Below are 25,246 nucleotides of genomic sequence, written 5' to 3'. Positions count from 1 at the left end.
GGCCAGCGTGCCGCAGACCCGGCATCGTCTTTCCTGCGAGATCGCTCAGCCCGGCATCGCCGGGCCACGGCCTTCAGAGGCATCGCACGCCGCCGGCAACGCATGCCGCTCCAGTGCGTCGGCGTCGCCGCCCGTCTCGCCGGCCAGCGCATCGTTGGCCGCCTGTGCCGCATCTCCCATGAACAGGGAAGCGGACAGCAGCAACATGCGCATCGGGTTCACGGTCACGACCTGGCAACAAGCGGGCCGCACAGTGTAGAGAATGGCGTCGCGCCGAGACAGCGCGGCGACGCTTTCGCGTGCGCGAGGCGAGGTGCCGTTCAGCGCGCGGGGCGGTCCAGCCAGCAGGCCAGGCCCTGCGCATTGAGCTCGATATCCATGTGCAGCACGCGCTCCACGCCGGCATCGTCCAGCGGACAGCCATGCAGCCGCGCGCGCTCCAGATACAACGCGGTCAGCGCCGCGACCAGGCAACGATGGCGATCGGAGCGGCCATCGCAACCGCGCGCGATCGCCACCATCGCCTCCAGTTGCTCCAGCAGTTCCGTCGCCAACGTGTCGGCGCCCTCCACCGGGCCGTAGTGGGTGAGATACAGCTTCTGCGGGGCGTAGCCGAGCATGCGCTGGATCGAGGCCTGCATCGCCTCCGGCTCGAACTGCACCGGCGACGAAGTCGGGATCGCGAACGCACCGCGCGGGCTGTCCAGTTCGCGGTAGGACAGGCCGAAGGTGTCGCCACTGAACCAGCTGCGGCTGCGCGCGTCCCACACGCACAGGTGATGCCGTGCGTGTCCCGGGGTATCGATGCACAGCAGTTCGCGCCCAGCCAGCGACACGCGATGGCCGTCCTCGGCCACCACCACGCGCTCTGCCGGCACCGGCAGAATGCTGCCGTAGCTGCGCGCCATCTCCGCCTCGCCGTACACCGCGGTGGCGCCGGCGATCAGCCGCGCCGGATCGATCATGTGCGGCGCGCCACGCGGATGCGCCAGCAGGCGCGCGTTCGGCAGGTGCTGCAGCAGCGCACCGGCACCGCCGGCGTGGTCCAGATGCACGTGGGTGAGGATCAGCCAGTCCACATCGGCCGGCGCCAGGCCGGCGTGCGCCAATGCGTCCAGCAGCACCGGTACGGCATGGCTGGTGCCGCAGTCGACGAAGGCGCCGCGCCCGTTCTCCACGATCAGGTAGGCGGCATCGAACTGCGCGCGCTGGAAGCCGGTATCGACGAGATGGATGCTGGGATCGCGTGGCATGGCGCAGAAGCGTGGCTGGGCGAGGCTCCATTCTAGGCGGTATGGAGGATGCTGCCAGTGCCGGGCGGCAAGGAGCGGATGAGGACGAATAACGGAAACGCCGGAGACCCGACAGCCCATTGTGGGAGGGACTTCAGTCCCGACTGCATGCGGCCGGCAAACACACGCGCGTCGGATGTCGCGATGGAACGCGTCAATTTGTCTGTAGGAGTCGACCGTCATGCAGCCGCGACAGGCGAAGCCGAACGCCGCCTGACACCCTCCGTCGTCGGGACTGAAGTCCCTCCCACAATGCAATCCTCCGACAAGACTAGTGCCGCCCTGTCGGAGCCGCTTCAGCCGCGACAGGCATTCCTAGGCGACAGGCATTCCGAGGAATGCCTGTCGCGGCTGAAGCCGCTCCTACGACGGACCGCCGTGCGAGCGCTCAACCCGCCTCGCGCAAGCGCTCCAGCGCCGCCAGCACCGTCTCGGCCGGTGCCTCCAGGGTCACCGGCGCCGCCTGCAACGCGTCGGCCTGTGCGGCCTGCTTGAGCGCGGCGATGGTCTGCCCGGCATCGCGCGGCGAGGCGAAGCCGCCGCTCTGCAACAGCAGCACGCCCTCGCCATCGAGCAGCTTGAAGTAGAACTGGCCATCGGCTTCGCGGTACTGCTTGAAGCTCGGCAGCGCCTGCTTGGCGGTCGCCGCTTCGGTGGCTCCATCGGCCTGCGCCGACAGATCGCGCAGGCCCACCGCGTGCCGCAGCTCGGCCAGGAACGGGATCGCATAGCGTTCGCGCAGGCGCTGCGCGTTGTCGCGCAGGATCGCCTCGATGTCCTGCGGACGCGCCATCAGCGCCTCGTAGCGCACCCGCATCGGCGCGATCTCGGCCTCGATGCGCTCGAACAACTGCTGCTTGGCCTCGCCCCAGCCGATGCCGGCGGCGAACGCCCGCGCGAACGCGGCCGTCTCCTCGGCGCTGGCGAAGGCCTGGTACAGCTGGAACAGGGCCGAGCCCTCGGTGTCCTTCGGCTCGCCGGGCGCGCGCGAATCGGTGACGATGGCGAACACCCGCTTCTTCAGCTCCTCGCGCGGGGCGAACAGCGGAATGGTGTTGTCGTAGCTCTTGCTCATCTTGCGACCGTCCAACCCGGGCAGCGTCGCCACCTGTTCGTCGATCAGCGCATCGGGCAGGACGAAGTGCTCGCGGCCGTAGACGTGGTTGAAGCGCTGCGCGAAGTCGCGCGCCATTTCGATGTGCTGGATCTGGTCGCGGCCCACCGGCACCTGCTGCGCCTTGAACAGCAGGATGTCGGCGGCCATCAGCACCGGGTACATGAACAAGCCGGCGGTGACGCCGGCATCGTCGTCCTCGCCGTCGGCGCGGTTCTTGTCCACCGCCGCCTTGTAGGCGTGCGCGCGGTTGAGGATGCCCTTGCCGGCGACGCAGGTCAGGAACCAGGTCAGCTCGTTGGTCTCCGGCACGTCCGACTGGCGGTAGAACCACACCTGCGCCGGATCCAGGCCCGCGGCCAGCCAGGTCGCCGCGATCTCCAGGGTCGAGCGCTGGGTGCGCGCCGGATCCTGCGCCTTGATCAGGCTGTGCAGGTCGGCCAGGAAGAAGAAACTCTCGATGCCGGGGCGCCGGCTGGCCTGCAACGCGGGACGGATGGCGCCGACGTAGTTGCCCAGGTGCGGCGTGCCGGAGGTGGTGATGCCGGTGAGAACGCGGGTGGTCATGCGGAAGGGACGGTCCGGGAAGTAACCCGTCGAGTTTACCCGCTGCGCGACAACCCCGTTCCGGCGCATGGTGCGTTCAATCCGGCGTCCCCGTCCTGGAGTCTCCGCGATGCACGTTCCTGCGCCGTCCCTGCCCCGCCGTTCCCTCGCCGCCCTCGCCTTCGCGCTGTCATGCATCGGCGGGCTGTGCGGCTTCCGTCCATTGCCTGCGCCACCGGCCTCGGCGCCGGCGGTGCAGTTGCAGGTGATCGATCGCGACGCCGGCGGCGTGCCGCTGCCCGCGCACGCCTGGCGCGGCGAGCGCTGGATCGCGGCCACGCCCGGCCACCGCTACGCGCTGCGCCTGACCAACCTGACCGGCGCACGGGTGCTGGTGGTGCTGTCGGTGGACGGCGTCAACACGGTCAGCGGCCAGACCGCGGCCAGCGACCAGCGCGGCTACGTGCTGTCGCCCTGGCAACGCACCGAGATCGCCGGTTGGCGCAAATCGTCCGAGGACGTGGCGCAGTTCGTGTTCACCGACCTGGACGACAGCTACGCGGCACGCACCGGACGCCCGCGCAACGTCGGCGTGATCGGCATGGCGGTGTTCGACGAAGCGTGGGCATGGCCCGATGCCGCCTTGGGCGACGCGAACGCCGACACCGGCAAGCTCACCACCGAAGCCGCGCGTGCGGCAACGCCGGGCATCCCGGCGCCGGATGCGGCGCCTGCACCGGCAGCGGCCGCAGGCATTCCCGAGCGCAGTGCGGCCGCGCCGCTCGCCGCGACCCCGGCGGCCGACGCGCGGGCATCTGCGCGCGAGGGCAACGCCCCTGCGGCCATGCAACAGCGTCTGGGCACCGGCCACGGCGCGCGCGAATGGTCGCCCTCGCGCGTCACCGAGTTCCAGCGTGCCAGCGACGTGCCGATGCAACGCACCGAGGTGCGCTACGACAGCCGCGCGCGGCTTGTGGCCCGCGGCGTGCTGCCGCGCGACCTGCCGCCGCCGCGCGTGGCGGTCGCGCCGAACGCCTTTCCCGGCGACTACGTGCCGGATCCGCCGGCGCGCTGAGCCAGCACACCCGCAAAAAAAGCACGGGCCGCGAGGCGGCCCGTGTCGACGACGCTGCCGCGGTGCGCGGCTCAGTCGTGGTATTCCTTGCCCAGGCTGTCGCGGAAGGCGTGCACTTCCTTCTCGGCGCGGTCGCGCGCCCAGCCGTAGCGTTCCTGCAGCTTGCCGGCCAGGTACTGGGTGTTGCCCTCGGCGACGTCGAAATCGTCGTCGGTCAGGTCGCCCCACTGCGCCTTGATCTTGCCCTTGAGCTGGGTCCACTTGCCGGCAATGATGTCTTTGTTCATGGCATCTCTCGTGATGTGTGAACGGCGCTGCGCGCCGGTCATACAGCATCGCGCAGCCGGTGTCGCAACCCGATCAACGCAGCGTCAGCGATGCATGAGCATGGTGAATCGTTACGCTTTAGCCGGTGGCCACGCAAAAAAAAACGGGCCGGCAAGCCGACCCGTTTTCGGAACTGAGACCAGGCTCAGTTCTTGGCAGCGTCTTCGACCTTCTCGCCCGCCTTCTGCACGTCCTTGCCGGCACCTGCAACGGTGTTGCAGCCGGACAGCAGGCCCACCGAGAACATCGCCAGCAGCATCCACGCAAACGTACGCTTCATGGGTTTCACTCCTTTACTTGGTCATGGGACGCGGCACACAGGCCGCGCGAAACTCAGCACTTGCCAGCGCTGCAATCCTGCGCCTTGTCTTCCACCTTCTCGCCCGCCTTCTGCATGTCCTTGCCTGCGCCGGCAACGGTGTTGCAGCCGGTCAGCACGCCAGCGCAGAACAGGGTCAGCATCAACAGGGTGGTCAGTCGCTTCATCGTGTCTTCCTCGGGCAATCGCAGGTGGTCGGGTGGACGGCGATAGGCGTCGCCGCGCTACCGTCTGGCGGTGAATCTGCCGTCACGACTGTGGATTTCACGTGAATGAACCGGCGACCCATTCAGGCTGACGCCACCGGATCAGTCGCGCATCAGCGTCGATTTGCCGAACAGACTCTCCACCAGGTCCACCGCCAGTTCCGCGGTCAGGTTGCGATGGTCCAGCACCGGGTTCAGCTCCACGATGTCCAGCGAGGCCATGCGTCCGCTGTCGGCGATCATCTCCATCACCAGCTGCGCCTCGCGGTAATTGGGGCCGCCCGGAACGGTGGTGCCGACGCCCGGGGCGATGCTGGGGTCGAGGAAGTCCACGTCGAAACTGACGTGCAGGTGGGTGTCGGCATCCAGCCCGTCCAGCGCCGCCTCCATGGTCCGCTTCATGCCCATCTCGTCGATGTAGCGCATGTCGTACACGTCGACGCGGTGCTGCTTGATCAGCCGCTTCTCGTCCGGGTCGACCGAGCGGATGCCGATCTGCCGCACCTGCTCCGGCCGCAGCGCCGGCGCGCTGCCGCCGAGTTCGGTCAGCGCCTGCGGACCCAGCCCGCACAGGCAGGCCACCGGCATGCCGTGCACGTTGCCCGAGGGCGTCACCTCGCTGGTGTTGAAGTCCGAGTGCGCGTCCAGCCACAGCACGCGCAGCTTGCGGCCCTGCTCGCGGCAATGCCGCGCCACCGCGGTGATCGAGCCGATGCCCAGGCAGTGGTCGCCGCCGAGCACGATCGGCATGCGCCCGTCGCGCAGTTCGGCATAGCTGGCCTCCATCAGCGCGCGGTTCCAGGCCACCACTTCGACCAGGTGGCGATAGCCGTCGACCGGCGCCTGCCAGGGATTGCGCGGACCGTCGATGTTGCCGATGTCGCGCACCTCCACGCCACGATTGGCCAGCGCCTCGTGCAGGCCGGCGATGCGCAGTGCCTCCGGCCCCATGCGCGCACCGCGATGACCCGCACCGATGTCGGTAGGCACGCCGATCAGGGACACCGGCAGAAAAGACGACCTCATGCACATACGCTCCAGCGGAAAGTGGCCGTCAGTCTAACCACACCGGCGTGGCACCACCCGCTGCGTCGCACACTCTAGGCCAACGATGGCGCAGAACACGTCCAGATACGCCGAAAAACGCGTCTCGTTGCCACCTGAAATCATGGCGATCCCATCGCTTCTTGGCGTGCCGATGGAATAAATCTACTCATGACGCATTGAGATTAAAGGATCAAGTGGCTAGTCATATCGCATCAGATCATCTGGTGCGCGCCCTCGAAGATTGGTGCGAGCTTTTTACGGGATTCCACCTTTACCACCCGAACCGCAGAACCCATCCGGCGGCGCTCGCAGTCCTCTCGATCGATTACGTTTTTACGACCGCAACATGTACTCCGTTTAAGACGAGATTAACCAATTGTTCGGGCAGGGATCTGTCCAGCGATCGCCGTGTGAGCAAGGTTCTGAAGTGCAACGGCGCAATCAATGCCTCGAGCACGAGTTGGGTATTCGTGGACTCAGGTAACTCTCCACGAGCAATGGCTCGCGTGATGATGACGGAAGCCGCTTCGTAGCGAGCGCGCCAAAACGCCTCGCGCGCTCGCGCGACGACAGCGTCGTCGACTGCCACCGCTAGTACGCGTATCAGTGCGCCCCCCAGGGGCGTGTCGAGATAGGAAGCAATCGCGTTGGCGAGTGCTGTCAGATCGCCGCGAACGCCTCCAGTGTCAGGCATCGGGATGCACTTCTCACTATGAGCGATTAGAACATCGCATAGCAGGCTTTCTCGAGTTCCCCAACGCCGATAGATCGAAGTCTCGTTGACTCCGGCTCGCATTGCGATGTCCCGGATTTTAAGCCCCTCAAACCCGTCGGTGACGAGGGCGTGTAGCACGGCCTCGAACACAGAGCTACGAACACGTGCGGAACGCCCACCCGGGCGCGAACGATCTTCGATTGAGTTCATTCAATCATCATAACGCAACTTCACTTGCTTTAGTGGACAGGGCGACGTAGGCTCTCCCCCACTAAAGCAACATCAATTGCTTTTGTAAGCCTAGGGACACTTGCCGCTGCTTCATCCACCTTTGCAGAGTTCAAATGTCATACGAATGGTCAATCGATCCGGCTACTCTGTTCAGCGAGCGCTATCCGCAGATGCTGTCCAGCCTTCCATCCGCAGATGTGAACGAAGTGCGGAGCAGGATCGTTTCCATGTGGTCGGACCGTCCTGGCGGTTGGGTATACGAATGGTCCCGTCTTGCCGAGCGGTACGCGCATGCGAACGATCATTACCGGTCCTCTCTCGCCTACGGCTGGGCCAAGTTCCCGGTGCTGGCAGACGCCCCCAGGCGCCAAGCCTTCCAACACCAGATCGAGCAATACGAGCGGGCGTCCGCGACCTTCGATGTGACCTTCAGACGCCGCGTTTTCGATGTTCCATATGCAGGGGGCACCACGGCTGTTCCGATCCACATACTGGCCAAACACGGCCTTCCCGCCGATGCGCCGGTGCTGATAGCAAGCGGCGGAGTGGACACCTGGAAGATGGATCTGCACATGCTGTTCTCGCGTATTGCGCTGTCGCTGCCTTACCGCGTGCTTGCATTCGATATTCCAGGCACCGGCGAGTCCGCCATTCCCCTTGATCCGAAGGCTTATCAGATGGTCCAAGGACTGATCGACATCGCACGCAAGCTCGGCAACGGCAAAGTTGCTCACTTCGGATTTTCGATGGGAGGGTATTTTTCAGCACAATCGGCGCTGTCCGGCGAGGTCGATGCCGCTATCGTGATCGGTGGTCCTGTCGAGAAATCATTCGAATCCGGAAGGATCTTTGAGGCTGGGATGGACCACATCGTCGGCAACGCCATGGGCTTCGAGTCATTGCCCACGCACGACGAACTGATGCTGGGCCTGTCGGCACTCACCCTGCGCGCCTTGTTTAATCGGAATGCCAACAGTCCGATGTTCGTCGCCAACGGCGCAGACGACATTCACGTACCCGTCGAAGATACGATGGTCTTTAATCGTTGCAAACAAACCCTCGTTTCCCTAGTTCCCGATACCGGACACTGCGCCATCGCAAACGGGAAACTCGAAACCACTGTCTTTCCAGCGATGGTGAGGTGGTTGGCCGCACTGGAATTGACGAAATAGAGATGCAATGTGGCCTAGACCATGTTATGAACTTTAATCCGATACAGTCATTGCAGACGGATGCCGAGCAAACGCCCCTATCCAACGGACATTTCCGATGAAGAGTGGGCGTTCGCCGCGCCGTACCTGAGCTTGATGACGGAGCACGCTCCGCCAGGCAAGTACGAGTTGAGGGCGATGTTCAATGCGCTACGCTGGATGGCGCGATCGCGACTGCCGTCGACGGGCTCAGAAAACACGCCGGCCTGCGCGGCAGCGGCGCTGGGAGATGGTGCCGCTTATCCGAATCGAACGGATGACCTACTGTTTACAAGACAGTTGCTCTACCGACTGAGCTAAAGCGGCACGATGGACGACGCCCGTGGGCGGGCCCGGGGCAGTCTACCTGCTGGCGCGGGCCTCGACACGCCCTACGGCGCGGCACTGCGCACCGGCAGGCGCGGCATTCTAGCGCAGCGCGGCGCAGTCCACGGTGCGCTGGCGCGCGGCGCCGAGCTGGCGGCGCAGGGCCGCGGCCTGCGCCGCGGAGTCGGCGCGCAGGTCCAGCCACCAGCGTGACTGGCCGCTGCCGCCGTTGGGGATCAGGTCGGCGTTGAAGCCGGCACGGGCCAGTTCCTGGCGGCGGCGCTCGGCGCCCTCGCGGCTGCGGTACTGGCCCAGGGCGATGGCATTGCCGGCATCGCCCTGGCGCAACGGGTAGTAGTCGCGGATGCCGGCGGCGACGATGCGCTCGGTGGCCTGCTTGAGGCCGTCCTCGCCGCCGATGGTCGGCAGGATCACGCGGAAGCTGGTGGCATCGCTGTCGGCGGCCTCGCGCAGGCGCGCACGCGGCGCGCCCGGGGCCAGCGCGGCGATGGCCGCCTGCGCCGCCTCGCGGTCCGCGTACGGCCCCACGCTCAGGCACACCGCCGCGTCGGCGGCCGGCGTGGCCGCAGGCTCGGCCCGGGCCTGAGCCTCGGTGGGCGCGGGCGCAGGGGCGGCAGCGGGTGGTGTCGGCGCGGTTGCCGGCGCGGCGGTCGTGGGAGCCGCCGCTGCGTCGGTTTGTGCCGGAGCCGGTTCGGCCGCACCGGTGGCGACCGCGGGATCGTCCTGCGCCAGGGCTGGCGCGGCCGTGGGCGCAGGAGGCGCGGCGACCGGCGCCGGCGTCTCGCTGACCAGTTGCAGGGTCGCCACCCCGGCCGGCACGGCCGGCATCGGCGCCGATGGCGGGGTGGGCGGCTGCATCGCCCACCACACGGCGACGCCGAGGTTGAGGATGGTCAGGACGACGAGCAGGGCACGAACGAGCATGGCCGGATTCTAGAGCGTGCGGTACGGCTTGGGAGAGACAGTGGCCGAAGGTCGCCCGGCCACGGCGCCTTCGCCGCAGCCGCCAGCGCCGGCCCGCTCAGGCGGCGCCTTTCGCGGCGTGTGCCTGCGCCCACAGCGCCAATCCGTCCAGGACCAGCGCGGGGCGCTGCTCGGCGGGCGGCAGCGCGTGCAACAGCGGCGGCACGCCACCGCCATGCAGCAGCAGCCGCGGCCGTCGCCCCAGCAGGGCCTCGCCCTGCTGCAGGCTGCGTTCGATCAGCGCCACCGCGGCGCCGTCGCAGCCGGAGGCCAGCGCATCGGCGGTGTCGGTGGCGAACTCGTGGTAATCGCCGCCCTCGGCCGGCAGCTGCGCCGCCTTCTGTTGCAGGGCCTGGCGCATCACGGTCGGCGACGGCGCGATGCGGCCGCCGTGGTGCAGGCCGTCGCGGTCCAGCAGGTCCACGGTCAGCGCCGTTCCCACCCCCACTACCAGCACGTCGCCAGCGTCATGTGCGGCGAGCAGGGCCAGGAAGCGATCGACGCCGAACGCCTGCGGTCGCGCATAGGCAATCCGCACCCCGGCGCAGACGGCCTCGGTACGCGCCACCTGCACCTGCGCGAAGCGGCTGCGCAGCGCCTCCAGCACCGTGGCGGTCAGGGCCGGCGCGGCGACGCTGGCGACGTAGGCGGTACCGCCCTGCGGCAGCGCCGCCACCGCCGCCGCGTCCATGGCCTCGGCGCCATGCGGCCAGGCCTGCACCACGCCCACCTGCCCGTGTTCCAGCGCCGCGAACTTGAAGCGCGAGTTGCCCAGGTCGAACAGCCAGTCGCTCATGCCGCCCTCACGCTGACGTCGCCCGCATGCACGAGCTGCTCGCCGTCGGCGAACGCCACCCGCAGCGCGCCGTCCTCGGCCAGCCCCAACGCCATGCCTTCGCGCACCTGGCCGCCATCGTCGATGCGCACGGCACGTCCGGCCAGCAGATCCAGCGCGGCGTAGCGCGGCAGGAACGGCGCCAGCCCTTCCGCGTCGAACAGCGCCAGCGCCGGCAACAGCTGCGACAGCACTGTCGCGGCGATCGCGTTGCGCGACACTGCGCCACCGGCCAGCCGCGTCAAGTCGGTCCACGGCTGGTCGATGTCCGCGGCGCTGGCCGATGGCATCGCCACGTTCAGGCCCAGGCCGATCACCGCCCGCGCCGGCCCAGCGAACTCGCCGCCGCCTTCCACCAGCAGGCCACCGAGCTTGCGCCCGTCGGCCAGCAGGTCGTTCGGCCACTTCAGCCCGACCGTGGCGAAGCCGGCCGCACGCAGGGCTTCGGCCACCGCCACGCCGGCCGCCAGGCTCAGGCCGCCCAGCCGGCCCAGCCCGCCCTGGAAGCTGCGCGCCACCGACAGGTACAGGTGCGCCGCCAGCGGCGAGGCCCAGACCCGGCCGCGGCGGCCGCGGCCGCCGGTCTGGCGCTCGGCCAGCAGCACGTCGCTGCCCTGCGCCGGCGCCGGCCGCTGCAGCAGGGTGGTGTTGCTGGAGACCAGGCTCCAGGCAACCTCCAGCCCGGCCAGCTCGGCCCGAGCCGGCCCGCTCAGCCCGGCCCGGATCGCCGCGGGGTCGAGCAGTTCCAGTGGCCGCGCCAGGCCATAGCCCTCGCCGGCCCGGCCCTCGATCTCCACCCCGGCCGCGCGCAGTGCCTGAATGCGCTTCCATACCGCCGCCCGGGTCAAGCCGCAGGCGCGCGCCAGGGCATCGCCGGACACGGGGCCCTGGCTGAGCCTGGCCAACAGTTCGCGCTCGTCCAACGCCGGTTCCATCGCCTCGTTTCGCCCCCGGGCGCGCAATGGCGCGACCTCGTAAACCGAAAAGTATGCGGCAACGCCCTCCGGGCGCCCAGGGCCGGGGCCCTGCAGCGGGTGAAAACCGCGTTAGAATCGGGATTCACCGCCGCTCGCCCTGGATGCCGACGATGCGCCGTTCCCTGTCCTGCCTGCTCCTGTTGCTGCTGCCACTGGCTGCCGCCCACGCGTCCAACGTGCTGGCGGAGAAGCCGCACACCGACTGCACCTACGGCGAGGCGGCCGATGCCGACAGCACGCCGACGCGTCCGCCGACGACGCATGCGCCCGCCTCCACCGGCAAGCCGGCCTCGACCACCACGGGCGGCGGCAGCGACAGCGACCTGGTGCCGCGCATGCGCATGCCGAAGTGGCACAGCTTCCTGCCGGGGATGTTCCGCTGATTCCACGCTGGCTGCGCGGGCTGTGGCCGACGCCCGCCGCCATCGATGATGCGACCTGGCGCGCCGTGCGCCGCGACTGCGCCTGGGTCGCCGCCCTGGATGCGCCGCGCGAACAGCGGCTGCGCGCGCTGGCCAGCGCATTCCTGCACCGCAAGACCATCTCGCCGCTGGGCGGCCTGCAGCTGGATGCCCGGCAGTGCGGCCTGCTTGCCGCCCTGTGCTGCCTGCCGTTGCTGGAGTACGGCGTCGGCGGCATGAGCGGCTGGTCGCAGTTGCTGGTCTACCCGGACGCGTTCCGCGTGCAGCGCAGCCATGTCGACGCGGCCGGCGTCCTGCACGAGTGGGAAGACGAGTTGATCGGCGAATCCTGGGACAGCGGCCCGTTGGTCCTGTCCTGGGCCGACGTCCAGGCCGACCTGGACGATCCGCGTGCCGGCTACTGCGTGGCCGTGCACGAGATGGCGCACAAGCTCGACGTGCTCGACGGCGCCCTGGACGGCACGCCGCTGTTGCCGCGCGCCTGGCAGCGGCAGTGGGCCGACGATTTCCAGCGCAGCTACGACGCCTTCTGCGCACGCGTGGACCGCGGCCGCGCCAGCGAGATCGACGCCTACGCCGCCGAAGCGCCGGAAGAGTTCTTCGCCGTGGTCAGCGAATACCACTTCTCCGCGCCGGAGCGCCTGCAGCGCGAGATGCCCGAGGTGGCCGCGCATCTGGCGCGGTTCTATGGGCGCTCCCCGTTTGCCGCGGACTAAGCCGCGATCGCGTCTCCAGGCAGTGCGTCAGTGACAGGGAACGGCCTTCGCCGCGATGAACGCGACGCAGCACGCGGGACGGGAGCCGAGGGCGGACAGCGTCGGGACTGAAGTCCCTCCCACAGTGCACCTACCATGCCGACTGCAGGCTGCAGCTGTGAGAGCGACTTTCAGGGCACAGAGGCCACATCCGTCACGCTCGCGCCGGACGCAAGGCGCCCCGTAGGAGCGGCTTCAGCCGCGACGCGCTTTACCGGGACATCCTGTCGCGACTGAAGCCGCTCCTACGGGACATGTCCCGAATGATTATGGGGTGACCTTCGCCGCGAAGAACGCATCACACCAACTTCAGATCCCGCGCATGCGCCTGCGGGAACACCTTCTGCAGTTGCGTCGGCGACAGGCCCCACATGCGGCCGAGCAGGCCGGCGAACATGTCGCGGTAGTTGGTCAGCACCGGGTAGTCGCGGTCCTGGAACAACTTGTCCTTGCTCACCGCCACCTGCTCGCCGGCGATGCGGCCGCCATTGACCCCGCCGCCCAGCACCCAGTACGTGGTGCCGTGGCCGTGGTCGGTGCCCTTGTCGCCGTTCTCGCGGAAGGTGCGGCCGAACTCGGACAGCACCACCACCACGGTGTTGCGCCACTCCGGCCCTAGCGCCTCGGCATAGGCCGACAGCCCCTCGGACAGGTTGGACAGGTTGTTGGCCAGCGCACCATCGGTGCTGCCCTGGTTGACGTGCGTGTCCCAGCCGCCGACATCGACGAAGCCGAGCCGGTAGCGCTCGCGCATCAGCGTGGCGATGCGGCGGGTCTCGTCGGCGAAGGTGCGTGCGCTGGCGGCGCCGCGGTTGGCCTGCTGCATCTCGTCGCGCAAGGCCTGCGAGACCTGCTGGCGCAGCGCCAGGCCGTCATGCGCGGCGCTGGCCAACTGCGTGCCGTGGTACATGCCGGCGAGAATATCGGCCTGGCGTTGGTCGAAGGCCGGGGTCGGATTGCGCTTGAGCGAGAGATTGGGAATGTCGCCGCCGCCCTGGAAACTCAGCGGCAGCGAATCGGTGAAGGCGATCGACGGCGTGCCGGTGGCGACTTGCGACAGCCGCGCCAGGAAGCCGGTGCGATAGTCGCTGCGCTGCCCGGCCGGCTGCCCGGCCTCGATGCTGTCCTGGGTCTCGAAGTGGCTGCGCGACAGGTCGTCGGTGCCGGCGAACGGCACGAACGCCAGTTGCTTGTCGTTCCACAACGGCAGCAGCGTGTCGCGCAGCCGCGGGTTCAGGCCCCACTGCGTATCCAGCGCAATGGCGCTGTTGGGATTGGCCGGATCCGGCTTGGCGATCGCCAGGCTCGGCCGCGAAACGTAGTAGAAATCGCTGGCGTAGGGCACCAGCAGGTTGTTGCAGTCGTAGCCGCCGCGCAGGAAAACCACCAACAGGCGCGGCGACGGCGCAGGCGCGGCGAACAGGCGCCCGGCGAACGGCAGGCTCGCCGCGGCGGCGGCGGACGCGAGCAGGAAGCGACGACGGTGCATGACGGATCTCCGTGCGGCGAAGGCCGCAGTCAGCGGTAGTTGAAGTCGGGGGACGCCAGCAGGTAACCGTTCCACTCCTGCTGCGAGCGCGCCTGCGCCAGCGCCTGGCGCGTGGCATCGCTCAGTTGCGGCTCGATCGCGTGGTAGTACAGCGGGGTGCTCAGTTGCGGAAAACCACCGCGCTGCTGCCCATCGACGGTGAACAGCTGGGTGTTGCCGTTGCCGATCGCGCGCGCGATCTCGAAGCGCTGCGCCATCTGCCCGGAACTGTTCCAGGCGCTGGATTGCAGCGACCAGCCATCGGGGGTGATGCGTCCGAAGCTCGGCTCGCCCATCTGGTTCAACCAGCCCAGCAGCGGTTGCGGATTGACGATGGTCTGCCCGTCGTAGGCCAGGCGCAGCGCGGAGACCAGGAACCGGTACGGATCCTTGAACTTGTGCGGCGCGCCGGCGGCCATCTCCGGCGCGGTGAACATCACCTGCAGCACCGCGGCGATGTCGCCATCGCTGCGCTGGAAGGTACGCGCCATCTTCTCCACCAGCGCCGGCGGCGGGTCGTCGGCGACGAAGTAGTCGGCCAGCTGCCGCGAGATGAAATGCGCGCACGCCGGCTGGCGCACGATCAGTTGCACCGCGCGCTCGACCTCATCGAAACCGCCGCCGGCGATGCGCTGGCCGAGCAGGGTCTTGTCGCCGGGCTGGTGCCGGGCGGGATTGAACTCGAACGCGCCGCGGCGCAGATACTGCCCCTGCAGCGCCGGCGGCAGCTTCGGCGGCCCGTCGCGGTCGACCGGGGCGATGCCGACGCCGGTGAGGATCAGCGCCAGTTGCTGCACGTCCTTCTGCGTGTAGCCGGCATCGACGCCAAGGGTGTGCAGCTCCATCAACTCGCGCGCGTAGTTCTCGTTGACCTTGCCCTTGGCGTTCTGCGCGTTGTCCAGGTACTCCAGCATCGCCGGGCTCTGCAGCGTCGCCATCACCAAGTCGGAGAACTTGCCCAGCGCGTGCGGGCGGATCGCGTTGTCGGCGTAGTCGGCCACGGTCCAGCGCAGGCGACCCTTGTCGGCGAACACACTGAAGTGGTTGAGCCAGAACCACACCATCTGCTCGCGCAGCTGGTCCGGCGCGTAGATGGCGCGCAGCAACTGCGCCTGGCGTGCCTGATTCAACAACAGGTCGCCGCGCTGTTGCGCGGCCTTCTTCGCCGCGACCTTGGCGTCGCCGTCCGGCATGGCCTTGATCGCCTGCTGCGCGGCGGCCTGCTGTTTGAGCAGTTCCTGCACCGGCGTGTGCAGCGCCGCGTAGCCGTCCAGTTGCGCGCGTACCGGCGCCGGCAGGCTGGCGTCGCCCGCGTCGTCGGCCTGCAGTTGCTCGCGCAGGAAGCGCTTGCGGCCGGCGCGCTCGAACTGCGCCACGCTGGCGCTGTCCAGGCCGATGGTCATCGACTGCAGCCAGCGCGCGTCGTCGCGCTTGATCACCTTGTCGGTGGCGGCGATGGCGGCAACGGTGAACAGCACCAGCAGCAGCGACAACAGCAGCCGCTGGGTGTTGCGCAACACACGCCGGCCGCGCACGCGCAGACGCGTTGCTGCAGGACGATGCCGGGATGCGGACATGCGGGGCTCCTGGACGAAAAGCGGCGTGAAGACCGGCGCAGTATCGCCAGCTGGACGCCGGTCGCGTTAAGCCACTGTCGGAAAGGCGGCGGACATTTGCACGGGATTCACCTGCTGCTGCGGTGCAGCGGTGCTGGCCCAGGTGAGCCCGGCGCGGTTGGCAGGGCGCTGCGGGATGCCGATCCCGGATCGGCACCGAGTCGTTGCTGTGACTACAGCCCCGGCGGCAGGGTGACCAGGAAGCGCGCCCCGCCCAGTTCCTCGGAGCGGCTGACCTGCAGTTCGCCGCGGTAGCCCTTGACCAGGTCCTGCACGATCGCCAGGCCGATGCCGTGGCCGTGCACGCGCTCGTCGCCGCGCACGCCGCGCTGCAGGATGTGCGCCACTTCCTCCGGCGCGATGCCGGGGCCGTCGTCCTCCACCGCGATGATCAGGCCGGCGCGGCGGCTGCCGGCGGCCGGTTCCGGGCGCACGCTCAGCAGCACCCGCCGGCGCGCCCACTTGAACGCGTTCTCCAGCAGGTTGCCGAGCAGTTCCTGCAGGTCGCCGGGTTCGCCATGGAAGCGCGCGCTCGGCTCGATGTCGAACTCGCACAGCACGCCCTTGGCCGCGTAGACCTTCTCCAGGCCGCGCACGATCTCCTCGGCATTGGGCTCGATCGGCAGCGGCGCGGCGAACAGCTTGTGGCCGCTGGAGGCGGCGCGGGCCAACTGGTAGGACACCAGGTTGTTCATGCGCCGCAGCTGCACGTCCAGCTCTTCGCGCAACTCCGGCCCCTGCGCGCCGCTGTCGAGCTGGGTGCGCAGCACCGCCAGCGGCGTCTTCAGGCTGTGCGCCAGGTCGGCCAGGGTGTTGCGCTGGCGGTCCAGGTTCTCGCGCTCGCTCTCGATGAAGGCGTTGATGCTGTCGGTCAGCGGTTCCAGCTCGCGCGGATGGCGATCGCCCATGCGCACCGCTTCGCCGCGCTGCACCTTGGTCAGTTCGTTGATCACCCGCCGCAGCGGGCGCAGGCTCCATTGCAGGATGAAGGCCTGCAGCACCAGCAGGATCAGGCCGGCGCCGCCGAGGTTGAACCACACCCGGCCGCGGAACACGCGCAGCTGCGCACCCAGCGCGCGGGTGTCCTCCATGATGTAGATGGTGACCGGGGTTTCCTTGTCGCGGCGCACGTAGGCCAGGCCGATGCCGTAGCGGTAGACCTCGCCTTCGCTGCCGTCGATCTGGGTCATCGGCCAGGGCCCGTCGAAGGTTTCCTGGCGCGGTTCGAGCATGCCGCCGCGCGGCGGCAGCGGGCCTTCGCTGGACATCGAGATCCAGCGCTCGTTGGGCATCACGATCTGCGCATACAGGCCACTGCCGGGCCGGTCGAAATGCGGGTCCGGCGGCGGCTTGTCGTTGTTGATGTACAGCGAACCATCGCGGGCGACGTCGATGTTGTTGGCGTAGGCCGTGGCGTAGCTCTTCAGACGCTCGCGCAGGTTGCTCAACGCGGTGTCGGCGAAGGCCTGGTCCAGCGCATAACCTGCGGCGGCCAGGAACGCCAGCAGACTGAGGCTGGCGGCGAGCAGCTGGCGCGCCTGCAGCGAACGCGGGCGCCAGCGCTTGTACCACCTGGGTCGTGCCGCCACGCGGTCGCTTCCTCGGTGTGCTCGCCGGCGCCTGCGATCAGCCTTCGGTGCGCGGAATCGCGAACCGGTAGCCGCGGCCGCGCACGGTCTCGATCGGCTTCAACTCGCCGTCCGGGTCCAGCTTCTTGCGCAGGCGGCCGATGAAGACTTCGAGCACGTTGGAGTCGCGGTCGAAATCCTGCTGGTAGATGTGCTCGGTCAGGTCGGCCTTGGAGACCAGTTCGCCGGCGTGCATCATCAGGTACTCGAGCACCTTGTACTCGTAGCTGGTCAGATCCACGTTGCTGCCACTGACGCTGACGGTCTGCGCCGCCAGGTCCAGCGCGACCGGACCGCATTCCAGGGTCGGCTTGCTCCAGCCGGCGGCGCGGCGCAGCAGCGCGTTGACGCGCGCCAGCAGCTCTTCGACGTGGAACGGCTTGACCAGGTAGTCGTCGGCGCCCTGCTTGAGGCCTTCGACCTTGTCCTGCCAGCTGGAACGCGCGGTCAGGATCAGCACCGGAAACTTCTTGCCTTCGTCGCGCAGCGCCTTGATCAGCTCCATGCCCGACATCTTCGGCAGGCCGAGATCGATGATGCCCACGTCGAAGGGCACTTCGCGGCCCATGTACAGGCCTTCCTCGCCGTCCTGCGCCGCATCCACCGCAAAGCCTTCGCGCTTCAGGCGAGCGGCCAGGGTCTCTCGCAGCGGAGCTTCGTCTTCGACCAGAAGGATACGCATGAACTCTCCCTAGTAACTTACAGGTGGCCGGTGGCCGGGGCGGTGTGTGGAACCTGAACCGAACTATCCGGACTCACGGGTGATCGTCGCGTGGTGGCTCGGGAGGCTCGCCCGAGGGCGGCGCCGTACGGCCAGGCTGCGGGTCGTCCATATAGCGTACCCGCCCGCGGCCATCCATGTACTTGACGCGGTTGATGTCGCGCCCGTCGAACGGCACGCGCTCGGCACCGAGGATCTGCCCACCGGTGGAACGCTGCACCCGGCGCACCGCGTCGGACAGCGAGCTGCCGGCATAGTCGCGGTTGCGGCCCGCATCGCGCTCCGGCGGCGCCATCACCCCCGGCATGGGCGGCTGCTGCGCACGGCCGTGCCCAGCCGCGACCGACGCCAGCGCGAGCGCGAGGACAGCGGCAAAGCGGTAGTGGCGGGAAGCGGAAGAAGTCACGACGGGCATCCTAACGGACTGATCGGAAACGTTCAAAACTTGTGAAGCGCGACACCTCTCGGGAATGAAGACGACCTCGAGAAATGGAGGCAAATTCTTGATTTTTCGGGGTGAATCCGGTCTGAACTTTTCCGGGCGCCACGGGCGACATTCAGTCAAATGAACCTGCGGAGGGCCAATGCAAAGGCCGCGCCAACGCTCTGGAGAGGCCCTTCGGCAGGTGCTTCGCGGCGTCTCCCGACGGCTAGAGACTCGTCGCAAGATCCTGAACGGAATCCCTGAACGAGATGCAGAAAGCGGGAGACGAGTCCATCGCCGGTGACGCCTGCGCCGCTCCCGGCGCCCCCATGAGGAGACGAGGGCGATCGGCCGCCGAGCAGGGCAAACGCGTCCCGCGGCATTCCGGCTGAGCGCCCGCCGGACAGGTCAGGCCGCCGCGCGCGCCGCCCCTTCGGTGACCGCCAACGCCCGCTCCAGCAGCGCCCAATCCGCGCCCGGCCGGTGCGCGCCTTCGCTGAGCACCTGGCGGAAAGCACGGCCGCCGGGCTGGCCGTGGAACAGGCCGAGCAGGTGCCGGGTGATGTGCTTGAGCGCCAGACCCTCGGCCAGGCGCGCCTCGACGTAGGGGCGCAGCGCGCGCAGCAATTCCGCGCGCGGGCGCAGCGCCGCACCGGTCAGGGCCGCGTCCAGGCGGTGCAGGACGTAGGGATCGTGGTAGGCGGCGCGACCCAGCATCACCCCGTCCACCGCCTGCAATTGCGCCTGCGCCGTCTCCACGTCGGCCAGGCCGCCGTTGAGCACCACCTGCAACTGCGGCCGCTCGCGCTTGAGCCGGTGCGCCCAGTCGTAGCGCAGCGGCGGCACTTCGCGGTTCTCCTTCGGCGAGAGGCCCTGCAACCAGGCGTTACGCGCATGCACCACGAACAGCCCGCAGCCGGCCGCGGCGACCTGGTCGACGAACGCCAGGAACACCGCGTAGTCGTCGTCCTGGTCCACGCCCAGGCGGCATTTCACCGTCACCGGGATGTCCACCGCCGCGACCATCGCCGCCACGCATTCGGCGACCAGCGCCGGCTCGCGCATCAGGCAGGCACCGAAGCGCCCGGCCTGCACCCGGTCGGACGGACAGCCGCAATTGAGGTTGATCTCGTCGTAGCCCCAGTCCTGGCCGATCCGCGCCGCCTGCGCCAGCAGCGCCGGCTCGCTGCCGCCGAGCTGCAAGGCAAGCGGATGCTCGGACGCATCGAAATCCAGCAGCCGCGCGCGATCGCCCAGCACCACCGCATTGGCGTGCACCATCTCGGTGTACAGCCGCGCCGACGGCGCCAGCAGCCGGTGGAACACCCTGCAATGCCGGTCGGTCCAGTCCATCATGGGCGCAACGGCAATAAGTGAAGCTTTATGGATCAAAGGTTTAAATTTTACCTCAGTCACTTGCATGTCCCACCAATCCCCTAGCAAACATTGAGATCACCCGCTTCGGCGACCTTTACCATGGTGTCACCACTACACAAATTGGTACAACGCACGGCAATGACCACCTGCAATCTTGCAGCATGAACTTGCGCGCCATTGTGCGCCGCAAGAAGCGTGCATTCCAACCAAGACGACCCAAAGACTGCAGCAAGCTAGGCCCACCGAATCGAACGCGAGTTGACCAACTAAATGATAGTGGGGAACAAGCCGCGAAAGCACCCAAAAACTAGCGATTGAAGGCAAACGGCAAGCCAGATCAAAATATGCAATCAAGCAAGCAAAAACGTTCTGGTGACTGACGGCTTCAATCGGCTAATAGACATTCTGAAAACTGGAGCAAAAAGGCCGCCCTTTAGAGGCGGCCTTAAAATTATCCATTTAGTGCTCTAGCTCAGCGTCTGTGCATTGGCGCTTGTGCGACTCCAACCCAACCTACAGCGATACCATAAGAATCTTCTGTTATTAAACCTTGCTTAACCATTCGATCGAACTTCACGTTAAGCTCATTGACACGCGCAGCAGAAGCGGGCTCAAGCCTCTTAACCGCTTGCGCGATTGCCTCATTTGTGCGATTTGCAATATCCATGATTAGTCTCAATGTCTATGGTGAATTCTGAACGAAGCTCGCTGCTGATCCAAGTAGTCTAGCAACAAGCGCGTGTAGGCGTGTAGAGGCTTCCGAATCTCATCAATCGCACTGTAGTCCTCAATTCTTAGCTTCAAGGACCCTGTCAAAGTATCTGCGCTAATCATACGGCCATGTGAATGCCAGTGCTTGTTGTCGCTAAGCTGACGAGCAATTTCCTCTGCGCGCGCAATCTTTTCATCTTCCGTTACAACCTCGCCGGTTGAGCTATGCAAAACCCAGTCTTTGAACTTATATTTAACCAACCACTTTTTCAAAAGACTAATTGATAGCTCTTTCGCTTGCTCATAACGCTTTAAAGTGGCGAGATCCAATCTCTGAAGCATCATTAGCTCTGCATCTGTTATAGTCCCATCTGCAGACTTTCCAATTAATTCATCAACTTTATCGATATAGCCAAGAGCAGGTACAAAATGCCCATCTGGATTCTGGACTTGCGGATCAATCGGCCCTAACGAAGAAGTATAGTCCATGAATATCTTGTCGCCAGACATAGAAAAAATAGTCCCAGCGGACATTGCAGACATTGGAACTAGAAAATAGACTTCCGAAAAGTGGTGGCGAGTGACCTCCACCATTTTTTCAACAGTTTCTACTACGCCACCTGGTGTAGTTAACGCAATAATTATCCTATCTTTCTCAGAATACTCATCCTTAGCATCTGCAACTCTTTCCACAGCATCTATATACGTTTGCAGAACGGACGGATGAATTTGACCAACATAAGACATTACGGGGCTGCTAAAGTATTTTTCGACTTCTTTACACTGATAAGTTAACGCGTAATTGATGTAATTAGATAATTCTTCCATGTTTCCCACCCTGTCAATCTCACCATTCCATGAGACGAAAACTCTTTGCGATGCGAGCTTATCAGCGTTCTGCAGCTAAGTCTGGTACAGAATTAACCATGCAAATATCGTGCCGCTAGAGACCAGCGGCTGAAGGTGGCGAACGTAGTCGTGGTCGATCTAGCGGTCGTTCAGACTACGCCTTCTAGAGGCACAGCCGGCAGCAGACACGAACGGAGCGCGTAGACGTTACCCGATAGCCCGCGCACAGTGACACGCGGGCGGGACCGCCTCAGCCGATCTAACCCAGGTTGTTGATGCCGAACTGCGGCACGAGCAGGTTGGGGATTTCGACGATGTTGTTTGCGGGAATGCCCGACGCGCCGATGGTGCCGATCGAAGCCAGATAGCCCGGATCGGACGCCCCGGGATGGGCGAAGATCACCAGCGCGCTGGCCGGCGGCGGCCCACCAAGGCTGACCAGCGCGGCGGCCACATCGGCTGCGGAAACGTGGCCTGCATTGGAATGGTTGACCCAGGCCGCAGGCACGACATTCGGGTCGGTGGAGACGTAGATGACCGCGGCGCAGGTGATCAGGCCGAAGGCGCGGGTGATGCCGGGCACCGGGCCGATGACCTGGGCCGCCGATGCGTTGACGCCCAGGTCGTTGCCGGCCCCCGGCCAGATAAGGCAAAAGACCGGCCACGACGCCGTTCTGCACGTCCGTGACAAAGCGGCTGATGTTCACTGGATGACCGAAGGTGCCGTTGTGGTTGTAGATGGGCATGACGATGTCCTTGGCTGGATGGGAGTGGGATCGGCGCTGACGCACTACGCCGCCACGCCACGCCGCGGCGCAATCAGGCGTATCCGTATTTGCCGATGCCGGTGACCAGGAACGCCGGCGCACCCGTGATGTGAAACGCACCGCGGCGCATCGCCCTGGCGCTTGACCCGCCACCGCATCCGGCCTATCGTGCGCTCGCCGAAGGTATTCATCGCTTCATTCGGATGAAGGGATGAATTTAAACGGGAATCCGGTGACGGCCGGCGCCACAAGCGCCTGCCCATTCCGGAGCTGCCCCGCAGCGGTGAATGGAAACGACCTCCGTCAATGGCACTGGGCCGGCGCATGCCGGCCTGGGAAGCGACGGACAGTAGGTGCGCAGCCGGCACGGTGCGCGTGTCCATCAGCCCGAATACCGGCCCCGGCCGGAGGACCGTGCGTCCTCCGATTCGACCTGGCGCCTCCGCGGGGAGGCGGCCGGACCGCGACCCGGCCTTGCGCCGCGCCGCGCCGTCCGCCTGCCCGCGCGGTACCGGTTCGCCCGCGGGGGCGAAGGTCGCTGGCGTGGCGGGCGGTCCGTGCGAACGGGACGCGCGGCGCGCGGTTCCTTCGTTCCTCAATGCCCTTGAACGCAATGAGGAAACGCAACATGACGATCGTGACCAACCTGGGCTTCCCGCGCATCGGTGCGCGGCGCGAGCTCAAGCAGGCGCTGGAACGCTACTGGCGCCGCGACATCGACGGCGCGCAACTGCAGGACACCGCACGCGACCTGCGCCTGCGCCACTGGCAACTGCAACGCGACGCCGGGGTGGACGTGCCGCCCAGCAACGACTTCAGCCTGTACGACGCGATGCTCGACACCGCGTTCCTGTTCGATGCCATCCCGCAACGTTATCGCGCGCTGGCCGATGCCGATCCACTGGCCGGCTATTTCGCGATGGCGCGCGGCACGCAGGAACACGGCCTGGACCTGCACGCGCTGGAAATGACCAAGTGGTTCGACACCAACTACCACTACCTGGTGCCGGAGCTGGCGCGGCGCCAGCACTTCCGCCTGCGCGGCGACAAGCCGGTGGTGGAGTTCCTGGAAGCCAAGGCGCAGGGCATCCAGACCCGGCCGGTGCTGATCGGGCCGGTGACCTTCCTGGCGCTGTCCAAGACCGTGGACGGCAGCGACCGCTGGGCCCTGCTGGACAGCCTGCTGCCGGTGTACGCCGAACTGCTGCAGCGCCTGCATGCGGCCGGCGCCGGCTGGGTGCAACTCGACGAACCGGCGCTGGTGCTGGATCTGGACGAGGCCGCACGCGCCGCCTATCGCCGCGCCTATGACGTCCTGGCACAGGCGCCGCGGCCGAAGCTGCTGCTGACCAGCTACTTCGGCGAGTTGGGCGACAACCTGGAGCTGGCGATGGCGCTGCCGGTGGATGGCGTGCACGTGGACCTGGTGCGCGGCGTGGCGCAACTGGACGCGGTGCTGCAGGCCCTCCCGGCCGGGCGCGTGCTCTCGGCGGGCCTGGTCAACGGCCGCAACGTGTGGCGCACGCCGCTGGACAACGCGCTGACCCTGGCCCGCTACGCCGCCGGCCATGTCGGCCGCGAGCGGCTGTGGCTGGCACCCTCGTGCTCGCTGCTGCACGTGCCGGTGGATCTGCAGCAGGAGACCAAGCTGGATCGCGAACTGGTGGGCTGGCTGGCGTTCGCCAGGCAGAAGCTGCAGGAACTGCGCACCCTGGCCGATGCGTTGGACGATCAGCCGCAGGCGCAGGCGGGGCTGGATGCGGCGCGCGATGCGCTGGCCAGCCGGCGCGCCTCGGCCCGCGTGCACCGCGCCGAGGTGGCGCGGCGGGTGGAAGCGCTGACCGACGACGCCGGCCGCCGGCAGTCGCCGTATGCGCAGCGTCGCCAGGCACAGCAGGCGGCGCTGCGGCTGCCGCTGTATCCGACCACCACCATCGGCTCGTTCCCGCAGACCGAGCAGGTGCGGCAGGCGCGCGCGCAGCACAAGGCCGGCAAGCTCGACGACGCCGCCTACGACGCGTTCCTGGCTGCCGAGACCGAACGCTGCGTGCGTGCGCAGGAGCAACTGGGGCTGGACGTGCTGGTGCACGGCGAGTTCGAACGCAACGACATGGTCGAGTACTTCGGCGAGCAGCTCGACGGCTTCGCCTTCACCCGGCACGGCTGGGTGCAGAGCTACGGCTCGCGCTGCGTGAAGCCGCCGATCATCTACGGCGACGTGCAGCGCCCAGCGCCGATGACGCTGCGCTGGACCCAGTACGCGCAGTCGCTGACCGAGCGGCCCATGAAGGGCATGCTGACCGGGCCGGTGACGGTGCTGCAGTGGTCGTTCGTGCGCGACGACCAGGAACGCGCGCAGACCTGCCGGCAGATCGCGCTGGCGCTGCGCGACGAGGTGCGCGACCTGGAGGCGGCCGGCATCGGCGTGATCCAGATCGACGAGCCGGCGATCCGCGAAGGCCTGCCGCTGCGCCGCGCCGACTGGCAGGCGTACCTGGACTGGGCGGTACAGTGCTTCCGCATCGCCGCGGCCGGCGTGCGCGATGCCACGCAGATCCACACCCACATGTGCTACTCGGAGTTCAACGACATCATCGAGGCGGTGGCGGCGATGGACGCGGACGTGATCTCGATCGAGACCTCGCGCTCGCGCATGGAACTGCTCGATGCCTTCGTGCGCTTCCGCTACCCGAACGCGATCGGGCCAGGCGTGTACGACATCCACTCGCCGCGCGTGCCCAGCACGCAGGAGATGGTGGAGTTGCTGGAGAAGGCGCGTGCGGTGCTGGATCCGCAGCAACTGTGGGTCAATCCGGATTGCGGGCTGAAGACCCGCGGCTGGGCGGAGACGCGCAGCGCCTTGGAAGCGATGGTCGCCGCGGCGCGGCAATTGCGCACGCAGCAGGCGCAGGCGGCGTAATCAAGCCGGTTGCGCACGCGATGCCCGGCATGAACAGCCGGGCATCGCTATTGCAAGAGGGCCATGCAGGTGCACGCCGTCAGGCTGGCTGCGTGGTGGAGGACATCGCCCCCGACGCGGTTTGCACGCGTCGGGGCCACCGCTGCGTTCATCGCGGCTGAAGCCGCTCCTACAGAATGCGATTGCACGCCGTCCGCTACGGGTCGCAGCATCGCAGCCGATCGTGAATCCCCAGGCTCGCGCGGCATGGGTGTGCTTTGCCACGCCTGCCGGCGACATGAGGCCACGCGTGCAGCGCCCCCTCCGGCGAGGCGCTGCAGCGATGAAAGACCTGTGCTGTTGC

At 67.1% G+C, this 25,246-nt stretch carries 23 protein-coding genes, 1 tRNA gene, 2 pseudogenes and 1 riboswitch; of the genes and pseudogenes, 6 read left to right on the top strand and 20 right to left on the bottom strand.

Going from position 1 to position 25,246, the window contains the following annotated elements:
• Positions 1–102: 102 nt before the first annotated feature.
• The 3 genes and pseudogenes from M3U25_RS18550 to M3U25_RS18540 all read right to left on the bottom strand — a co-directional run.
• Positions 103–213, bottom strand: a pseudogene (locus M3U25_RS18550) (peptidase); the annotation flags it as partial.
• A gap of 107 nt (positions 214–320) precedes the next feature.
• Positions 321–1,253, bottom strand: a complete 933-nt coding sequence (locus M3U25_RS18545) for an MBL fold metallo-hydrolase (protein WP_355503127.1) — start codon at positions 1,251–1,253, stop codon at positions 321–323.
• A gap of 427 nt (positions 1,254–1,680) precedes the next feature.
• Complete coding sequence (locus M3U25_RS18540; protein WP_355503129.1) at positions 1,681–2,973, bottom strand: tryptophan--tRNA ligase; 1,293 nt, start codon at positions 2,971–2,973, stop codon at positions 1,681–1,683.
• A 109-nt stretch (positions 2,974–3,082) separates the two neighbouring features.
• On the opposite strand from M3U25_RS18540, the gene M3U25_RS18535 reads away from it, so the two are divergent.
• A complete protein-coding gene (locus tag M3U25_RS18535) occupies positions 3,083–4,027 on the top strand; it encodes a hypothetical protein (protein WP_355503131.1) in 945 nt (314 codons plus the stop codon).
• Between the two features lie 71 nt (positions 4,028–4,098).
• On the opposite strand, the gene M3U25_RS18530 is transcribed toward M3U25_RS18535, so the two are convergent.
• From M3U25_RS18530 to M3U25_RS18510, 5 genes are all read right to left on the bottom strand, one after another.
• A complete protein-coding gene (locus M3U25_RS18530) occupies positions 4,099–4,314 on the bottom strand; it encodes a CsbD family protein (protein WP_010341025.1) in 216 nt (71 codons plus the stop codon).
• Positions 4,315–4,499: 185 nt separating this feature from the next.
• Positions 4,500–4,634 carry an entericidin A/B family lipoprotein gene (locus M3U25_RS18525; RefSeq protein WP_010341024.1) on the bottom strand — a complete coding sequence of 45 codons (135 nt, stop codon included), beginning with the start codon at positions 4,632–4,634 and terminating at the stop codon, positions 4,500–4,502.
• A gap of 53 nt (positions 4,635–4,687) precedes the next feature.
• Entirely contained in the window at positions 4,688–4,840 is a 153-nt protein-coding gene (locus tag M3U25_RS18520) for an entericidin A/B family lipoprotein (protein ID WP_010341023.1), read from the bottom strand.
• Positions 4,841–4,981: 141 nt separating this feature from the next.
• Entirely contained in the window at positions 4,982–5,905 is a 924-nt protein-coding gene (gene rocF, locus M3U25_RS18515) for an arginase (protein ID WP_355503134.1), read from the bottom strand.
• Between the two features lie 346 nt (positions 5,906–6,251).
• Entirely contained in the window at positions 6,252–6,851 is a 600-nt protein-coding gene (locus M3U25_RS18510) for a TetR/AcrR family transcriptional regulator (RefSeq protein ID WP_355503136.1), read from the bottom strand.
• A gap of 134 nt (positions 6,852–6,985) precedes the next feature.
• On the opposite strand from M3U25_RS18510, the gene M3U25_RS18505 reads away from it, so the two are divergent.
• Positions 6,986–8,044 carry an alpha/beta hydrolase family protein gene (locus tag M3U25_RS18505; RefSeq protein ID WP_355503138.1) on the top strand — a complete coding sequence of 353 codons (1,059 nt, stop codon included), beginning with the start codon at positions 6,986–6,988 and terminating at the stop codon, positions 8,042–8,044.
• A gap of 60 nt (positions 8,045–8,104) precedes the next feature.
• Positions 8,105–8,254: pseudogene (locus tag M3U25_RS18500) on the top strand (IS5/IS1182 family transposase); the annotation flags it as partial.
• A gap of 59 nt (positions 8,255–8,313) precedes the next feature.
• Here M3U25_RS18500 and M3U25_RS18495 read toward each other — a convergent pair.
• The 4 genes from M3U25_RS18495 to birA all read right to left on the bottom strand — a co-directional run bounded on the left by M3U25_RS18495 (position 8,314) and on the right by birA (position 11,131).
• Positions 8,314–8,389: transfer RNA gene (locus M3U25_RS18495), tRNA-Thr, on the bottom strand.
• A 102-nt stretch (positions 8,390–8,491) separates the two neighbouring features.
• Positions 8,492–9,334 (bottom strand): SPOR domain-containing protein, encoded by an 843-nt coding sequence (locus tag M3U25_RS18490; protein ID WP_355503140.1) that lies wholly within the window; start codon positions 9,332–9,334, stop codon positions 8,492–8,494.
• Positions 9,335–9,431: 97 nt separating this feature from the next.
• Positions 9,432–10,169: a type III pantothenate kinase gene (locus M3U25_RS18485; RefSeq protein ID WP_355503142.1), complete on the bottom strand. Its 738-nt coding sequence runs from the start codon at positions 10,167–10,169 to the stop codon at positions 9,432–9,434.
• Positions 10,166–11,131, bottom strand: coding sequence for a bifunctional biotin--[acetyl-CoA-carboxylase] ligase/biotin operon repressor BirA (gene birA / locus M3U25_RS18480; protein ID WP_355503214.1), 966 nt, complete (start codon positions 11,129–11,131; stop codon positions 10,166–10,168). Before birA ends, M3U25_RS18485 begins: the two co-directional genes overlap by 4 nt.
• 155 nt (positions 11,132–11,286) lie before the next feature.
• Between birA and M3U25_RS18475 the strand changes: the two genes are divergently transcribed.
• Together M3U25_RS18475 and M3U25_RS18470 are read left to right on the top strand one after the other, a co-directional pair.
• Positions 11,287–11,568 carry a hypothetical protein gene (locus M3U25_RS18475; protein ID WP_242160154.1) on the top strand — a complete coding sequence of 94 codons (282 nt, stop codon included), beginning with the start codon at positions 11,287–11,289 and terminating at the stop codon, positions 11,566–11,568.
• Complete coding sequence (locus M3U25_RS18470) at positions 11,535–12,323, top strand: M90 family metallopeptidase (protein ID WP_355503145.1); 789 nt, start codon at positions 11,535–11,537, stop codon at positions 12,321–12,323. The genes M3U25_RS18475 and M3U25_RS18470 overlap by 34 nt, the downstream gene beginning before the upstream one ends.
• 337 nt (positions 12,324–12,660) lie before the next feature.
• Here M3U25_RS18470 and M3U25_RS18465 read toward each other — a convergent pair whose 3' ends face one another.
• The 8 genes from M3U25_RS18465 to M3U25_RS18430 all read right to left on the bottom strand — a co-directional run bounded on the left by M3U25_RS18465 (position 12,661) and on the right by M3U25_RS18430 (position 21,799).
• Entirely contained in the window at positions 12,661–13,851 is a 1,191-nt protein-coding gene (locus tag M3U25_RS18465) for a DUF1501 domain-containing protein (protein ID WP_355503147.1), read from the bottom strand.
• Positions 13,852–13,880: 29 nt separating this feature from the next.
• Positions 13,881–15,467: a DUF1800 domain-containing protein gene (locus M3U25_RS18460; protein WP_355503149.1), complete on the bottom strand. Its 1,587-nt coding sequence runs from the start codon at positions 15,465–15,467 to the stop codon at positions 13,881–13,883.
• 212 nt (positions 15,468–15,679) lie between these two features.
• A complete protein-coding gene (locus M3U25_RS18455; protein WP_184502808.1) occupies positions 15,680–17,050 on the bottom strand; it encodes a sensor histidine kinase in 1,371 nt (456 codons plus the stop codon).
• A gap of 82 nt (positions 17,051–17,132) precedes the next feature.
• On the bottom strand, positions 17,133–17,816 hold the full coding sequence (locus M3U25_RS18450) for a response regulator transcription factor (protein WP_003469280.1): 684 nt from the start codon (positions 17,814–17,816) through the stop codon (positions 17,133–17,135).
• 73 nt (positions 17,817–17,889) lie between these two features.
• Positions 17,890–18,150 (bottom strand): hypothetical protein, encoded by a 261-nt coding sequence (locus M3U25_RS18445; RefSeq protein ID WP_355503216.1) that lies wholly within the window; start codon positions 18,148–18,150, stop codon positions 17,890–17,892.
• Between the two features lie 537 nt (positions 18,151–18,687).
• Positions 18,688–19,701 (bottom strand): tRNA dihydrouridine(20/20a) synthase DusA, encoded by a 1,014-nt coding sequence (dusA, locus tag M3U25_RS18440; RefSeq protein ID WP_355503152.1) that lies wholly within the window; start codon positions 19,699–19,701, stop codon positions 18,688–18,690.
• 630 nt (positions 19,702–20,331) lie between these two features.
• A complete protein-coding gene (locus M3U25_RS18435) occupies positions 20,332–21,195 on the bottom strand; it encodes a hypothetical protein (protein ID WP_355503154.1) in 864 nt (287 codons plus the stop codon).
• Positions 21,196–21,475: 280 nt separating this feature from the next.
• Positions 21,476–21,799 carry a hypothetical protein gene (locus tag M3U25_RS18430; protein WP_355503156.1) on the bottom strand — a complete coding sequence of 108 codons (324 nt, stop codon included), beginning with the start codon at positions 21,797–21,799 and terminating at the stop codon, positions 21,476–21,478.
• 348 nt (positions 21,800–22,147) lie between these two features.
• Positions 22,148–22,401: riboswitch (cobalamin riboswitch) on the top strand.
• Positions 22,402–22,611: 210 nt separating this feature from the next.
• Here M3U25_RS18430 and metE point away from each other — a divergent pair.
• Complete coding sequence (gene metE, locus M3U25_RS18425; RefSeq protein WP_355503158.1) at positions 22,612–24,903, top strand: 5-methyltetrahydropteroyltriglutamate--homocysteine S-methyltransferase; 2,292 nt, start codon at positions 22,612–22,614, stop codon at positions 24,901–24,903.
• Positions 24,904–25,246: the final 343 nt, after the last annotated feature.

It is taken from the genome of Xanthomonas sp. PPL134, assembly GCF_040595915.1.
Lineage (GTDB): Bacteria > Pseudomonadota > Gammaproteobacteria > Xanthomonadales > Xanthomonadaceae > Xanthomonas_A > Xanthomonas_A indica.
The sequence above is the reverse complement of the archived record's forward strand: the minus strand, read 5'-3'. Positions and strand labels throughout refer to the sequence as shown.